Origin of the sequence: Brasilonema sennae CENA114, assembly GCF_006968745.1 — a bacterium.
Lineage (GTDB): Bacteria > Cyanobacteriota > Cyanobacteriia > Cyanobacteriales > Nostocaceae > Brasilonema > Brasilonema sennae.
In genome coordinates, this window is record NZ_CP030118.1 from 4,926,853 (window position 1) to 4,941,199 (window position 14,347).

At 41.1% G+C, this 14,347-nt stretch carries 16 protein-coding genes; 8 read left to right on the plus strand and 8 right to left on the minus strand.

The features are described 5' to 3' along the window. Positions 1-77: 77 nt before the first annotated feature. The 8 genes from kaiC to DP114_RS20675 form a co-directional block, all read right to left on the minus strand. Positions 78-1,571: a circadian clock protein KaiC gene (gene kaiC, locus DP114_RS20640; RefSeq protein WP_171977009.1), complete on the minus strand. Its 1,494-nt coding sequence runs from the start codon at positions 1,569-1,571 to the stop codon at positions 78-80. A 64-nt stretch (positions 1,572-1,635) separates the two neighbouring features. Next, positions 1,636-1,917, minus strand: coding sequence for a circadian clock KaiB family protein (locus DP114_RS20645; protein WP_169263119.1), 282 nt, complete (start codon positions 1,915-1,917; stop codon positions 1,636-1,638). Positions 1,918-2,063: 146 nt separating this feature from the next. Beyond that, the gene (locus DP114_RS34460; RefSeq protein ID WP_211178252.1) at positions 2,064-2,288 is read right to left on the minus strand and encodes a hypothetical protein; all 225 of its coding nucleotides are present in this window, start codon (positions 2,286-2,288) and stop codon (positions 2,064-2,066) included. Between the two features lie 376 nt (positions 2,289-2,664). After that, a complete protein-coding gene (locus DP114_RS20655; RefSeq protein ID WP_171977010.1) occupies positions 2,665-2,889 on the minus strand; it encodes a hypothetical protein in 225 nt (74 codons plus the stop codon). 289 nt (positions 2,890-3,178) lie between these two features. After that, positions 3,179-3,532: a hypothetical protein gene (locus DP114_RS20660; protein ID WP_246162610.1), complete on the minus strand. Its 354-nt coding sequence runs from the start codon at positions 3,530-3,532 to the stop codon at positions 3,179-3,181. 189 nt (positions 3,533-3,721) lie between these two features. Further along, positions 3,722-5,479, minus strand: a complete 1,758-nt coding sequence (locus DP114_RS20665; RefSeq protein WP_171977011.1) for a hypothetical protein — start codon at positions 5,477-5,479, stop codon at positions 3,722-3,724. 319 nt (positions 5,480-5,798) lie between these two features. Continuing rightward, the gene (locus DP114_RS20670) at positions 5,799-6,587 is read right to left on the minus strand and encodes a tryptophan-rich sensory protein (RefSeq protein ID WP_171977012.1); all 789 of its coding nucleotides are present in this window, start codon (positions 6,585-6,587) and stop codon (positions 5,799-5,801) included. 144 nt (positions 6,588-6,731) lie between these two features. After that, complete coding sequence (locus DP114_RS20675) at positions 6,732-7,703, minus strand: hypothetical protein (RefSeq protein ID WP_169263123.1); 972 nt, start codon at positions 7,701-7,703, stop codon at positions 6,732-6,734. A 311-nt stretch (positions 7,704-8,014) separates the two neighbouring features. Here DP114_RS20675 and DP114_RS20680 point away from each other — a divergent pair, with 311 nt between their 5' ends. From DP114_RS20680 to DP114_RS20715, 8 genes are all read left to right on the plus strand, one after another. Beyond that, positions 8,015-8,608, plus strand: a complete 594-nt coding sequence (locus tag DP114_RS20680) for a TetR/AcrR family transcriptional regulator (protein ID WP_171977013.1) — start codon at positions 8,015-8,017, stop codon at positions 8,606-8,608. Positions 8,609-8,623: 15 nt separating this feature from the next. After that, the gene (locus tag DP114_RS20685; protein WP_171977014.1) at positions 8,624-9,910 is read left to right on the plus strand and encodes an ABC exporter membrane fusion protein; all 1,287 of its coding nucleotides are present in this window, start codon (positions 8,624-8,626) and stop codon (positions 9,908-9,910) included. A gap of 284 nt (positions 9,911-10,194) precedes the next feature. After that, positions 10,195-10,560 carry a DUF2834 domain-containing protein gene (locus tag DP114_RS20690; protein ID WP_169263126.1) on the plus strand — a complete coding sequence of 122 codons (366 nt, stop codon included), beginning with the start codon at positions 10,195-10,197 and terminating at the stop codon, positions 10,558-10,560. Between the two features lie 20 nt (positions 10,561-10,580). Next, positions 10,581-11,747 (plus strand): ABC transporter permease DevC, encoded by a 1,167-nt coding sequence (gene devC / locus DP114_RS20695; protein WP_171977015.1) that lies wholly within the window; start codon positions 10,581-10,583, stop codon positions 11,745-11,747. Between the two features lie 169 nt (positions 11,748-11,916). Further along, entirely contained in the window at positions 11,917-12,747 is an 831-nt protein-coding gene (locus tag DP114_RS20700) for a class I SAM-dependent methyltransferase (protein WP_171977016.1), read from the plus strand. Positions 12,748-12,785: 38 nt separating this feature from the next. After that, positions 12,786-13,535 carry a DevA family ABC transporter ATP-binding protein gene (locus DP114_RS20705; RefSeq protein WP_171977017.1) on the plus strand — a complete coding sequence of 250 codons (750 nt, stop codon included), beginning with the start codon at positions 12,786-12,788 and terminating at the stop codon, positions 13,533-13,535. A 31-nt stretch (positions 13,536-13,566) separates the two neighbouring features. Next, the gene (locus DP114_RS20710) at positions 13,567-13,983 is read left to right on the plus strand and encodes a XisH family protein (protein ID WP_169263130.1); all 417 of its coding nucleotides are present in this window, start codon (positions 13,567-13,569) and stop codon (positions 13,981-13,983) included. After that, the gene (locus DP114_RS20715; RefSeq protein WP_171977018.1) at positions 13,971-14,306 is read left to right on the plus strand and encodes a XisI protein; all 336 of its coding nucleotides are present in this window, start codon (positions 13,971-13,973) and stop codon (positions 14,304-14,306) included. Before DP114_RS20710 ends, DP114_RS20715 begins: the two co-directional genes overlap by 13 nt. Positions 14,307-14,347: the final 41 nt, after the last annotated feature.

The window sequence follows — 14,347 nt, forward strand, 5'->3', positions numbered from 1 at the left end:
GTGAACAGTGAACAAGGGGTGGACTTTGTCCGTTTCCTACCTGATAACTGATAACTGATAACTGATAACTGTTTTACTCATTTTGGTTTGTAAAAACCAGAGATAGGATTACCAATCAAAATGCCAGTGATGTTGCGAAATGGTTTGCCGATGTGCATGCCCCGATTATCAATTGTAAACTCTCGGATTTGTTTATCGTGCTGTGATCCGCGCATTTTTATCACTGCTATTCCTCTGCGAATTTCTCCATAAATTTCAACATATCGTAGTAATATAATGACATCAGTAGTGATAGAGATATGATTTTCGGAAGTTGAGGTACTACTAACAAGACTCATCGGAGTTGTGGAGGTGTACAGTGCTGTCATTTTACGTTCTCGAATCATTGAATTTAGACCAACAAGAAATTGCCGAAATCCTTCTGTATTAGAAGCCCACTCTAATGCTGAAAGACTATCAATTGCTACCCGATGCGGTTGAAATTCCTCAATCATTTCTTGCATTTTGATCAGGTGATACTCTAGTGGATGTGCCTCTGGATTGCGACATACAAATTTCAATTGCCCATCCCGTTCCATTTGTCGGAAGTCAACACTCCACCCCAGCGCATTTCTCAAAATCAGTTCTCGGTTTTCCTCAAAAGCAAACAATAAGCAACGTTCGTTATTATTAACCCCCGCTGCAATAAACTGAGTTGATACCAAAGTTTTGCCTGTACCTGTAGCTCCTGACACAAGAATAATAGAATTTTTAAAAAAACCACCGTCACACATACCATCCAATTCGGGAACACCAGAAGTTATACGGATATCAGTTGTGCTTTCTTCTGTTGTTTCTGTTCTAGACAGGGGAATAATCACAATCCCTCTGTCAGCAACAATTGAAAAAGGAAATTCTCCCTGCTTGTGAGAACTACCTCTATACTTAAGAATTTCTATAGTTCGTCGGCGCTTCTGCTGGAATATAACATTCCGCAGAATAATCACATTGTCAGCGACAAACTCCTCAACACCGTAAGTGCTAATATCACCGTACTCTTGATTGCGTTCAGATGTCACCACAACCGTACTTTCAATTTGTTCCAAAACTGAACCAATCATGAATAAGTCATTGCGAACTTGAGCTTTATCAGGTAAATAAGTAAACATTGCTCCCAGACAATCCATTGAGACTCGTGCTGCACCTACCTGATTGATGGCATACTTAATCCGAGCAACAAGAGAATCAAAGTCGTATTCTCCACTCACCAAAGGCTTTTCTCCAGGTTGGCGAGAAGCATCAACAAACGCCCATTTGCCTTCCTCTTCCCATTTGCGGATATCCCAGCCAAAGCCTCGCATATTTTTTCGTATACGCTGGGGAGTTTCTTCAAAAGTCACAAACACCCCATTCTCGCCCCGTTCAATTCCCTGTGCAAGGTACTGAGATGCAAATACAGTCTTACCACTACCTGCGGTACCAACTACTAATGTGACTCGTGACTTGGGTAATCCACCTTCAGATAATATGTCAAAGCCAGGAATTCCAGTGATCAGCTTCTCAACCAAATCTTGTTCTTTTTCTTGATTCATTTGGTGAAATTTAAACTTTTATATTAAAAAATCCAATAGCAGGGATTAGTATTCTTAATGTATTTTACTGCTTATAGGGAATATTAAGCCCTAACAATACTGTGTGTGTATTTGATAGATCACCAATAATTCGTATCTTTGGTAAGGGAAATTCCTTAATTAAAGTTGGGGTTACTAAAATTTTCTCAGCTTCAGCAACTTGGGGTTGCTCCAGTACATCTATAATTACTATCTCATGTCTATTGCGCAGATGTGACTCGCACAACTGAATCAAATTGGATATCGCTCGTTGGGACCGGGGCGTGTATCCTGTAATATACAGTTTGAGCAGATATTTATCACTCATTTGTCAGTCAAGTCATAACTTGCGATCTTTTTGTATTCACTTTTTATCGAAGTTATTATAAGTTTTTATAATGTAGGATTTGCTCAGACTAACGAGGTATTTCTAAATGTCTAGAGGTAGTGAGTTATTTGTGCATTAGCCATGAACTACAAGCTAGCCGCCTTCGGCTGAGCTAGCTGTTTCTGTGGAACAATAGCGATGGTGCTGTAACCTTGCCCCACTCTCACAGGCTTCGCCCCTGACATTGGTTGAGCTTGATGTTCGTAAGTGCGCTCTTTTAATGTCACCGCATCAAGTCTTGGCCAAGCCGTATGATCTCCTGCTAAGAGGATTTGTTCTGTTTGGGAAAGTTGTTTTATATACAACTTCATCAATTCTTCTCTTGGTGGATTGCCGTCTTCTAAAGCCTCGTAGATACTAGACCACTGTCGTTAAAATACTGGAGATACGGAGAGTTACACAAACGAGTAAACACTACGTGTCACTAACACTGCATCCATTAGGTCAAATAAAGCATCTTTGGCTTTACTTAGAATCGTATACGCTTTAGTGCGGAATTGTTTAAGCTTATCAAATGGCATGGTCAATGTGGTACTTTTTTCCTTTTATCAGCATTGACCATCTGGTGGTCAGTTCAATATGGCTGACCACTTTTTCTTTTCAGGAAAGTTTCTATTTCCGCTCTTGTGCGTATTTTTTTTGACTCACAATTCTGTAGGTGTTATTTTCTGAGCGATCGCCTTTAGTCTAAACTCCAGTAATTTGGACAATCTCATCATTGCTTGTGTCATCAGAACGCACTTCAGGCGGTGCACCAAAAGGTACCAGAAAGCCAGCGAGATACCACTTAGAAGGTGGCTGCGTCAGGACTTCGCGAGCGTAGGTGGTATCATTGAGTGTTGGTCCTACTAAGTCAAGTTGCAGGGCATTCGTTATGTGCGAACGCACTTCGGCTGGAGTAGTGGCTGGCATGGTGTATCGCCGTTTACTAGAGGTACAGCAAGCAATCAACTGTATTTCTTATGTTGACGAAAGTTTTGTCAAGTGTCAATTCATAACTTCTAAAATTATATAGATAAGCGTCAGATAATTAGGCGTGTCAAGTTGCACAGCTTGAGAAGGTAGATAATATTATAGATAGAACGCCCAAACAGAGCAAACAAATATGTTATGTCAGCTAAAGAGAAATTTATAGATTTCTCGTTCCTATGCTCCGCATGGGAATACCCTACAAGAGGCTCTGCCTCCCAATAATTATAAATTATAATGGCTCAAGCTGATAAGCCTTGACTTCAATACCAGCGCTGTAAGGTGCTTGAAACAATTTTGGATCACAAGAAGTAACGCAGTTCCAACGGAGTGTGTGCAGATACGCAGAAAACAGCCGTGCATCATCAAAACCCCGGCTGGCGACTAAATCCCAATTAGTTGCACCTATGTACTGAGCATCAATTTCCCGTTCCCAGAGAACTTCTAGGGACTCTCCCAATGCATCGTCGTTCAGACACGAAAGACGAACTAAGGTGTCTTCCTCAACAGACAGTCCAGGAACGACATCTTCTACAAGATACTGGCGGGAGCGTACCCGAATAATTTGTCCGGCTTCTAGGTTCATCAGTGGTATTTTATCAGGAATTCGGTTTTGTTTATGAATTTACTAGTTGAGCTAGGGAACGCTTCGACAAGCTCAGTGCATCGCGCTTAACAGGAAACAGGGAACAGATTGAGAGCGATCGCGAAGCGCGTCTGTGGGAGTGTTTCAGCCAAATCAGTGATTCAGTATGACAATCACAAGAATTGGTAATTATTGCTGTAGCCCATGAGTAATACAGTCTGCTTCCAAGACAACCATACTCTTAGTCTCGAACACAGAACAGCGTTTTGTTAGCATTACAAGTGCTGGAACTGTTCCCTGTTCCAAGCTGTTTAAAGCCTCTGTAAACGCTGGCTGAAAACTTCTAAGCCAGCTTTTGCCGCTCAAATAATCAGGTGTAAACGCTGCGCGATCCAACAGCCAGAAAGTTATCCCATACTTCTGAATCAACTGTCGTGCTGCTAATAAGTTATCACTGTACTGAGCATGAATCAAATCAATGCTTCGTTGGTGAATCTGACGGTAGTAGCCTAGATGGAAAGGAAGTGCGTATTCTTTACCGACTAAAATAGATCGTTGGGCAAACGTCGGGATATTATTAGCTTCATCAGACAGGGTAGCAATAAGAATGTTTTTCGGTTGCCTCTGAAAAAATTTATACAAACCAGACTCGTTAGACACTCTATAATTCGTTTTTGGAAAGCTATTTGAAAAATTAGGGTATAGTACGAGCGTTGCTCCTAATGTTACCATTAATACGAGTATCCAGAATCTTTTTCTTCGGAGACTCGATTCTGTCATTTTCTCACAAGCCCGAAAGAGTGCATCCAGTATTAGGGTTAACATTATTCCAGCAGCAAGCGCCATGACAATTCGCAAAGTATGACTTATATATCGGCTAGGAAAAAATAGTTTTAGTAGCAAAGCATGAGCCGCAAAAAATAGACACAAGGATACCAACACGATTTGAGATAAAACTATAACCTCGCTTTTGACTTGCTTAACCAATGGAAAGCAAGACACATTTTGCAGCACTATTGGCAACAACAACCCAACCCAAATCAAAGGAGGTAATAACGGCGGCAGAATACCACTATGTTGTCCAATTAGCCAAAACCTCCAAGAGTTGTCGTCAAAAAAAGGATGTCGTCCTCCCGGCCAGAACTCTGGCATTGCTCTGGCTTGTGTAGCGGTGACAACTGGACTAAACTCAGAGGAAACTAAGGCATAAGGCAAGATTGCGAGAAAGCCTAGCCCCAAAACAGCTACACACAACAATAAGCTACTGTGCTTCTGCTGAAGCCGGGGTGAGCAATACTTCCAGTTCCATAACCGTAGGAACAAAATTCCTTCTGAAATAAATATAAATACAGGATAAATAAGCCCTTGCAGAACGAGTGTTACGCACACGGCTAGCCAAGATGTACGTAGCATATAGTACAAGAATGCTAAAAACAATGGATATACAAAAGATCTAGGTGTGGCAGAAACCAAATCATCCTGGAACCAAAGACTTTGATTTAGGAGGAATGTAGCGATAAATCCAGCCATGGGCACTGGAAAAATCTGGAGGCAAACGCCAAAACAGTAGGCGGTGGCAATTAAGCTCAATACGATTGGTAAAATTTTACTGAGTAAAAGTGGATTAATATTTAGACTTGCCATCAACTGGTAAACAGTAGCAAATCCAGGTGGTGTGATGGATTTAAAGTAATCTGCAATCAAATCATGAGGCAGTAGTTCAGGATCTATAAACCGCTGCATCCAAAACACATACTCCCGCGCATCATCCTGGACAACGTATTCATTTTTGAAAGCTTTCAGAAGCCCTAAAATACCATAAAAAAATGCAAACGATAGGCTCAGACCAAACCAAAATATAACTGATGTAGAGGTTCTCAAGTGTTCAGAAGCAGATAATTTGTCTATCGGAGCAGTAAAAAATCTATGCAGACGTGAGACTAGCATTATCTGTTTCTTATCGTTTCAAGAAGTGTTTTAGCAAAAGCACAATTAAACTCCCCAATAGTACCCAATTGACACTCCCCTAGCTACGTGAATATTGGACTACGTGCTGATCATCATATCTAATAATTGGCAATGTGATGACTGCTTTGTTGGGGCGATCGCCGTTCGCGGAGCGTGCGCTTTGCGCTCAGGCGGCTGCTCCGCACCATCGCGCTTTTTAGCCGGCGCTGACACTTACTTCAATCTTTCGTGTCAAAGATATTGAAAGCGAAAATACCGGACTTCTAGATTAGCAATTTGCTCATCCTGATGACACTATTCAACCGTTCAAAAGCTGAGTACGGGAATTTTTTACAACAATTAGTAACACAAGAACAGCTGCACATGCCAAAGCTAGTATTCTCAAAGTAGGATTGTTCCACTGTTTGAGAGCAATCGCTACCATTGCCCAAACCACCACTCCTGTATAAGCCACGTCTCGGCGCTGAACAGCTATGAATATAGCAAGTGCTGCTGCAATTAGCAACATAATAACTGTCCAGACTTCAGCAGAAATTCCCCAGCCGTTCCAGCCCACAAAAGACAGCGCACAAGCCACATTCACGATGGTTGCGACACTAATCCACGCTAGATAAATACTAATAGGAAAGTGGACGCACCACTTCTTGATACGAGATACAGAATTTGTCCCAATTCCTAATCTTATATATATAACAATCAGAGGCAGTAAAATTCCCAGCATAGCTACAACGGAAAGTGAAAAAAGCCGGGAAAGAAACAGATAAACCCAGAGACTTTGAGCAAAGCAAGCAACTACTAGCAAGTAACCTGTTTTACGTAAATCAAAATCATGTCTCTGGTTTGGTAGAACTTGGTAGATTCCGAAAGCAAACAGACCAAGATAAATCAATCCCCAAATTGCAAAAGCGTAATTAGCGGGAATAATTAATACGTTCTTGAACAGAGTATTAGAAATTTCACCAATGCTGAGTCCATTTAACGGAAAGATATTCGACAGGACGTTAACTACAAAAGCGCCAACGATCGCAGCCAGGGTAGCAAGCTGTCGCAGAAAATCTTGATGTTCGCTCTTGTTAAACTGCTGCATAGGTCAGATGGCACCATTTATATATGACAACTTATTTCTATTGTGCTTCGTAATCTGTGCAGCGTGATTGTTTCATGAGGCAAAAAATATCTCCAAAAATGAGTCCCGAACCCTGATGAAACTGTGGTTAATTTTTGGAGACTTTTATCTTAAGTATCGATTTTGTGGTTCCAAAGGCACAGATTGCCCATTTATCGTTAGTGTTGTCGCTTCTACAGTCTGGCCAGAATCATTACGAGTCCCAAATCCCTCCGCTTGGACTTTGTCTCCTACATTCGCGATGCTGTCTAGTTGATGGCTTGCAGAGCGTGGAAACCTGACAACAGCCCCATTAGAAAGGACAACACCATTAATATTTCCTCGGTATCCCACCAACCAGTTTTGAGCACTTCCTTCTACAGATACATTACCATAGTTGCCAGAGTTGGGCGGTTGAGGGAGTATTGGAGAAGTTTGTGGCATTAAAGTCTGTCCTGTTTGAGGATTGGTGATGCTTCTTGCTCTAATTTCCTGACCAAAACGGCTGGGAAAACCAGAAGTTCCTGAAACAGTGATTTGAGTTCCTGGGGAAACTGTCGCCATCAAACTATCTCCCATAAAAGGAGGAAATTTCACCTGTAACCCATTGTTGAGTAACAGTCCATCTGCCTGTCCTTCTGGATTAAAAAGATACTGTTGCACTTCTCCTGTTACATTTGTTATGTGTTGTCTGTTATGCCTGTGATGTCGGAAGTGCTGTGGTGGAAATCGATTTGGATCTTCATCTGTCGAAAAGCGAGCAGCGTGGAAACGATGTTCTGGGGAACGCCGAGTGTGTGTAAATTGACTCGTGATCATGTTGTAAACCAAAACACCGAAAAGCATCAGTGCAGCTCCTGCACTACCACTAATGAAAATTAACTTTAATTTTTGTTGTCGTTCGCGAGCTTGGATTTGCTTTGCTTTAATTTGCTGTACAGCTCGTACAATAAACTCTGGGGGAATTTCTACTTCTGCCCCAGCCTGTATCAGTTCTTCTAAGGAATAATCCTGACTTTCTTTTGTATACGATTCGGCAGCAAGCGCAAAAACATCCGCAGCAATGTCTCTAGAAATGCGAACTTTTGAATTATTCATTACAATAACTGATTTTGATTGACTAGTTTTATGGATCGCGAAATCTGGATTCTGTGAGATTGGAATTGGTCTGTACTCAATGTTCTTATATTAAAAGTTAGAAATGCCACCCAAATGAGACAAAAGTCACGCTCTAACTATTACCAAAGTCATAAATTTGGCTCCAATCTACCCACTTATGCTAGCTAAAACGAGTTTGTCCCTTTTCCTGGGGAGACTCTGCATTCTTCCTCAAGTCTAAAGCTTGACAAGCCAGAAGCAATGATAGATTATTATAAATAACGAATGTTCGATATAAAATATGTGAAAAAATGCCAAAGATTGTTGACCATGACCAATACCGCAAGGAACTCCTCAGTAAGTGCTTTGATTTATTTGCCCAGAAAGGCTACTCAGCAATTACCATGCGCCAAATTGCTGAGGGCTTAAGTGTTTCTACTGGAACGCTATATCACTACTTCCCTAGTAAACAGGTGTTATTTGAGCAATTAGTGGAAGATATATGTGAGCAAGATGTGTTGATGGCGAAGGCTGAATTGGAAGGAATACAAACTTTACAAGAACGGCTAGAAGCTTTAGGTAAATTTTTAGCTAAAAACGAAGACTATTATATTAAGTGGATTTATTTACAGGTTGATTTTTGTCAGCATCAAGACTCAAAGGATATGCAGGATAGTGTTGCGTTGAAACGTGCAACAGAGCGATATGAAAAGGCAGTGTATGATATTTTGGGCATTCAAGATCCAGTGCTTACTTGGTTTATATTGAGTTTGATTGATGGCTTAATCTTTGAACGCTTGATGGATAATAAAGCGGTTTCTATTCCTGAACAATTTTCTTTATTAAGCAAGATGCTAACAGCATATTTAGAAAAAAAACTGTCTAAGAAAACTCATAACAGTTAATTTCGGAGGAAGAATATGACGACTTTCAAAGTATTATCAAAACCTACAAACCGATGGTTAATTGGGCTAATAGTTGCTGGAACTGTCATCACGGGTGGAATTATTTCTTATGGCATTTCTCAGTATGGGATGGTGAGTCAAAAACCCGCACCTGTGGAAACGGCTCCTCAAGTAAAAAAAGTGACAGCATTAGGACGACTCGAACCAGAAGCTGAGGTGATTAAACTGTCTGCACCTTTGGCGTTGGATGGCGATCGCATCACTCAACTACTCGTCAAAGAAAGTCAACAAGTCAAAGCCGGACAAGTGATAGCAATTCTCGATTCACGAGAGAAACTGCAAGATTCCCTTAGACAAGCACAAGAACAGGTTAAAGTAGCTCAAACAAAACTCGCACAGGTAAAAGCAGGCGCGAAATCTGGAGAAATCGTTGCTCAAAAAGCAACTGTTGAGCGCTTGCAAGTGCAGTTACAAGGTGATATAATTTTTCAAGAGGAAACCATTGCTCGACTACAAGCGCAGTGGGAAGGTGACAGAATAGCGCAAGAGGCAGCAATTCGGAAAATTCAAGCGGAATTCAACAATGCTCAAGCTGAGTATAGGCGTTATCAGCAGTTATATGAACAAGGAGCAATTTCTAGTTCCTCATTTGACAGCAAACGCTTGAGTTTAGAAACCTCACAACAACAACTCAACGAAGCGAAAGCAATTCTCAACAGAATCAACGCAACTGGTAGCAAACAAGTTCGTGAAGCAAAAGTAGCGCTACAAAGAATTAACGCGACTGGTGTCAAGCAAATTAGGGAAGCTGACGCCACCCTGAATAAAATTGTTGAAGTTCGTCCCGTGGATGTGCAAGTGGCGCAAGCGGAAGTTGATAATGCTGTCGCAGCTGTCAAACGCGCCCAAACTGAGTTGAAACAAGCTTACATCAAAGCACCAACAGCAGGACAGATACTCAAAATTCATACGCGAGTTGGAGAAAAGATGAGTGACTCTGGCATTCTGGATTTAGCACAAACAAACCAAATGGTTGCTATTGCAGAAGTTTATCAATCTGATATTGGTAAAGTGAAAACCGGACAAAAAGCAGTTGTCACAAGTCAAGCTTTCAACGGAGAATTGCGGGGAGTTGTTTCGCTGGTTGGCTTGCAAGTTAATCAACAAAAAGTTTTCAGCAACCAGCCTGGAGAAAATCTAGATAAGCGAGTTATTGAAGTGAAGGTTCGCCTCACACCAGAAGATAGCAAGCGAGTTGCAGGTTTAACTAACTTACAAGTTCAGACACAAATTGAACTGTAAATTTTATTTACCAGTAAATATAACGGATGTTCGTTATAGGTTGGTATGGAAAGAAGGAGATTTCTACAAAATGCTTTGCAAAACTTCCCGCATTTGGATTCTCAGGAGAACTTATCCCTGGGCGACTTTGACAATTACAGCTTTGAGACTCACGTACTTAAACGGTGTCAAAAGAAACAGAGAAAAAATTCGTTTTTTAATGGCTTACTTCAAGATTGACTTTGCAAGCGTTCTATCGCTGATGAATGACATGATTTTTTAAACCAACCAAAGAGGGTGTGAAAATGCTGAAAACTATATACTTAATTCTTTGCATTGTAGGTACTATTTTACCTTACTCACAATTTGTTCCCTTTCTTATAGAAAATGGACTGGATATAAACCTCTTCTTAGAGCAACTTTTTGTTAACCGAATTTCTGCATTTTTTGGTATGGATTTAATTGTCTCATCATTAGTTTTGTGGGTATTTGTCTATTGGGAAGGTTCACGTGTGGGAATGAAAAATCTGTGGATTTATATTGCGAGTAATTTGCTTGTTGGTGTTTCGCTGGGACTACCTTTATTTCTGTTAATGAGACAACGCAAGCTTGAAGAAACAACAGTGAATAACAAGATTCCCGATTTCTTGAAGAAGTTGTCGGGAATCTAAGCCTTAAGGAGTTTTTTAAAATGTTTGGTAAATGGCTTCGTAGAACGCCGCTAGCATTGCGACAAGTGATGAAAGAAAAAACTCGTCTAGCAGTAGCAGTGGCAGGTATTGCCTTTGCAGATATGCTGATATTTCTGCAAATGGGGTTTCAAGATGCACTCTTTGACAGTGCGACAAAGCCTCATAGCTTACTTGAGGCAGATTTGGTAATGACAAATCCTCAACTCCAAACCCTTTTTTCAGTCAAAAGCTTTTCTCGTGAACGACTTTATCAAGCATTGAGTCATGAAGGCGTTCAGTCGGTGAGTTCTGTTTACATCAGTTTGGGACAATGGAAAAATCCAGAAACTCGGATTAACCGCGCCATTTTGATTTGGGGAATTGATCCAGAAGCCCCAGGCTTGAATTTGCCAGAGGTGAAGCAAAATGCAACACAGTTACAACTCTTGAATAGAGTATTATTTGATCGTGCTGGACGTCCGGAGTATGGGGCTGTTGCTGATGCTGTACAAAAGCATGGAACCCTAGAAGTAGAACTCAATCGCCAGAATGTTCAAGTCACCGGATTGTTTACTATTGGTAGTTCATTTGCTGCTGATGGTAATGTGATCACGAGTGATTCAACATTTCTGAAATTGTTTCCCGAACGTCAACCCAATCAGATAGAAGTCGGTTTGATTAAGCTTAAACCTGGTTTTAATCCGACTCAAGTTGAAAAACAGCTTGCTAAAGAATTATCACCAGATGTACGAGTTTTAACACTAGAAGGTTTTGCAGGGGTAGAAAAGTACTACTGGGAAAGCCAAGGAACGATTGGATTTATTTTTGGACTGGGTGTGATTGTGGGGTTTATTGTAGGAATCGTGATTGTGTACCAGATTCTTTACAGTGATGTTTCCGACCATTTACCAGAGTATGCCACGTTGAAGGCAATGGGATATAGTGACGGCTATCTTTTGGGTGTTTTGTTTCAAGAAGCGTTACTTTTGGCAGCGTTGGGTTATGTGCCTGGATTTTTGATTGCGATCGCACTTTACCAGGTCACTTATGCAGCAACTTTGCTACCTATTGCTATGACACTGACTCGTGCAATTACTGTGTTTATCATAACGATAGTCATGTGTACTTTTTCTGGGGCAGTTGCAATGAGGAAGTTACAATCTGCAGATCCTGCAGATGTATTTTAGTGAGTAATAAATGATTAAAAAACCGCAGAGAGCGAATTTGCCGTGTGGATGTTCCTCCCGCAAAGTTCGCGGTGGACGCAGAGTACGCAGAGAAAGAGGAAGGAGAAATAAATTGTGATATAAACGGATTTGATATAAGTGATCACACAAATGTCCTGGGAGTATATCAATGGCAAATGACTCAACAAATGCATGGAACAATGAAACTCGTGATGCGTGGAATACCAACGCTAGTGTGTGGGACGCCTGCATGGGTGATGACGGAAACGACTTTCATCAAGTGCTGATTCGTCCTGCAATGGAGAGACTGCTGGAGATAAAACCGGGTAGCCGCATTTTGGACATAGGCTGTGGAACTGGGCTAACAACTCGCAGATTAGCTAGCTTGGGTGCACATGTCGTCGGAATAGATTTTGCCGAAGAGATGATTACTTGTGCCCGCAAAAGAACTCAACAGCATGAGACATCAATTGAGTATCACGTCCTCGACGCCACAGATGAGACAGCTTTACTTGGGCTGGGGGAAGGTTCCTTTGATGCTGCTGTATCTGCAATGGTACTCATGGACATGGCAGAAATTGACCCTCTCCTACGGGCACTCACAAAGTTGTTGCGTCCTGGAGGCTGCTTTGTCTTTGCCGTCATGCATCCTTGCTTCAATAGTACACATACCAGTATGGCTGCAGAAGTCAAGGACTGTGAAGGTCAACTGGTGAAGGAATACTCAGTCAAAGTATCTGGATACTTACAACCTAGTACTACAAAAGGATTAGCAATTGAAAATCAACCAAAACCGCAATTGTACTTTCATCGACCATTGCACGTTCTGTTAGGTGCAGCATTCTGTGTTGGGTTTGTACTTGATGGTTTGGAAGAACCTGCTTTTGGGGCTGAACATTCTTCTAATAGTTGCTTTTACAGTTGGTCTAACTTTACTCAAATTCCACCTGCGCTTGTTGGCAGGTTGAGATTTTCTGATGAATTTTTACGCACATCTTAGGTAGTTAGTCAATAATAATAACCTAGAAAAATAAGACTATGAAAAAAATAACTTCTTCTCATAACCCGATGCATATAGTAACAACTGAACCCGTTATCTCTGCCCAAAATCTGAATCATTACTTTGGTGAAGGTACGCTTCGCAAACAAGCATTATTTGATATCAACTTAGATATTTACTCTGGGGATATTATCATTATGACTGGACCTTCCGGTTCAGGAAAAACAACTTTGTTAACTCTTATGGGAGGACTACGTTCTGCCCAAGAAGGAAGTTTGAAAATTCTAGGACAAGAAATGTGTAGTGCGAGTAAGAAGCAGCTGCGGGACGTTCGCCGTCAAATTGGTTATATTTTCCAAGCGCATAACCTCATGACATTTCTAACAGCTAAGGAAAATGTGCGGATGTCGTTAGAGTTGCATGACGAGTTTTTAAATCAGGATATGGACGCTAAAGCTATTAGCATGTTGGAGAGTGTAGGTTTGGGAAATCGTGCAGATTACTATCCAGACAGTTTATCGGGTGGACAAAAGCAAAGAGTGGCGATCGCCCGCGCCCTCATCAGTCAACCAAAAATAGTTCTAGCAGATGAACCCACAGCAGCACTCGATAAAAAATCTGGGCGTGATGTCGTGGAATTGATGCAGAAGTTAGCAAAAGAACAAGGCTGTACAATTTTGCTCGTGACTCATGATAACCGTATTCTTGATATAGCTGATCGCATTATTTATATGGAAGATGGTCATCTTATTAGCGATGGCGTAGATGCTGCTGCGAAAGTGGGTTAAAAAATTAATGTCCATTTAAATGAATTTTGATATGCCAGCAAGAGATATCTATCATGATGCTGTCAAAAATGCTTTGCTTAAAGACAGCTGGACAATTACAGACGACCCTTTGCATTTAAAATGGGGGCAGAAAGATATGTATGTGGATTTAGGAGCACAACAACTACTAGCCGCAGAACAGGGAAATAAAAAGATAGCTGTGGAAATTAAAAGTTTTGTGAGTCCCTCAGAAATGCAAGACTTAAAAGATGCTATTGGCGGATTTGTCATGTACCGGGCTGTTATTGGGCGTCTTGAACCTGAAAGGACATTGTATTTAGCGGTGCGCGACAATGTATTTACAGCTTTGTTCGAGGAACCAATTGGTAAACTTTTGATAGAGACAGCAAATCTCTATCTCCTTGTGTTCAATCCTGACAGTGAGACGATTGTGCAATGGATACCTTAGATACTTATCGACCTATTATTAAAGATGTATTAGTTCCATATACAGAGATTCCTTACTCGCACGGAGACATTCAGTGTAAAACAGTCTTCGATAGTGAAAATGATAGCTATTTACTCATTACCTTAGGATGGGATGGTGTTAAGCGGATTCACGGTTGTTTAGTCCATATTGATATTATTGATGGTAAGGTTTGGGTGCAACGGGACGATACAGAAGATGGCGTTACCTATGAATTAGTAGCTGCAGGAATTCCCAAAGATAAGATTGTGTTGGGATTTCATCCAGCTAATGTTCGTCCCCATACAGGATATGCAGTTGCTTGAGGTTACGGTTGAAGGTTAGGTTTTTCCAAAATTGACAAATT

What these genes read in the sequence shown, in the direction of transcription:
- DP114_RS20705 (WP_171977017.1), top strand. Translation starts at nt 12,786, where the DNA reads ATGAAAAAAATAACTTCTTCTCATAACCCGATGCATATAGTAACAACT.
- DP114_RS20710 (WP_169263130.1), top strand. Translation starts at nt 13,567, where the DNA reads ATGCCAGCAAGAGATATCTATCATGATGCTGTCAAAAATGCTTTGCTT.
- devC (WP_171977015.1), top strand. Translation starts at nt 10,581, where the DNA reads ATGTTTGGTAAATGGCTTCGTAGAACGCCGCTAGCATTGCGACAAGTG.
- DP114_RS20690 (WP_169263126.1), top strand. Translation starts at nt 10,195, where the DNA reads ATGCTGAAAACTATATACTTAATTCTTTGCATTGTAGGTACTATTTTA.
- DP114_RS20655 (WP_171977010.1), bottom strand. Translation starts at nt 2,889, where the DNA reads ATGCCAGCCACTACTCCAGCCGAAGTGCGTTCGCACATAACGAATGCC.
- DP114_RS34460 (WP_211178252.1), bottom strand. Translation starts at nt 2,288, where the DNA reads ATGAAGTTGTATATAAAACAACTTTCCCAAACAGAACAAATCCTCTTA.
- DP114_RS20680 (WP_171977013.1), top strand. Translation starts at nt 8,015, where the DNA reads ATGCCAAAGATTGTTGACCATGACCAATACCGCAAGGAACTCCTCAGT.
- DP114_RS20665 (WP_171977011.1), bottom strand. Translation starts at nt 5,479, where the DNA reads ATGCTAGTCTCACGTCTGCATAGATTTTTTACTGCTCCGATAGACAAA.
- DP114_RS20715 (WP_171977018.1), top strand. Translation starts at nt 13,971, where the DNA reads ATGGATACCTTAGATACTTATCGACCTATTATTAAAGATGTATTAGTT.
- kaiC (WP_171977009.1), bottom strand. Translation starts at nt 1,571, where the DNA reads ATGAATCAAGAAAAAGAACAAGATTTGGTTGAGAAGCTGATCACTGGA.
- DP114_RS20675 (WP_169263123.1), bottom strand. Translation starts at nt 7,703, where the DNA reads ATGAATAATTCAAAAGTTCGCATTTCTAGAGACATTGCTGCGGATGTT.
- DP114_RS20670 (WP_171977012.1), bottom strand. Translation starts at nt 6,587, where the DNA reads ATGCAGCAGTTTAACAAGAGCGAACATCAAGATTTTCTGCGACAGCTT.
- DP114_RS20700 (WP_171977016.1), top strand. Translation starts at nt 11,917, where the DNA reads ATGGCAAATGACTCAACAAATGCATGGAACAATGAAACTCGTGATGCG.
- DP114_RS20685 (WP_171977014.1), top strand. Translation starts at nt 8,624, where the DNA reads ATGACGACTTTCAAAGTATTATCAAAACCTACAAACCGATGGTTAATT.
- DP114_RS20645 (WP_169263119.1), bottom strand. Translation starts at nt 1,917, where the DNA reads ATGAGTGATAAATATCTGCTCAAACTGTATATTACAGGATACACGCCC.
- DP114_RS20660 (WP_246162610.1), bottom strand. Translation starts at nt 3,532, where the DNA reads ATGAACCTAGAAGCCGGACAAATTATTCGGGTACGCTCCCGCCAGTAT.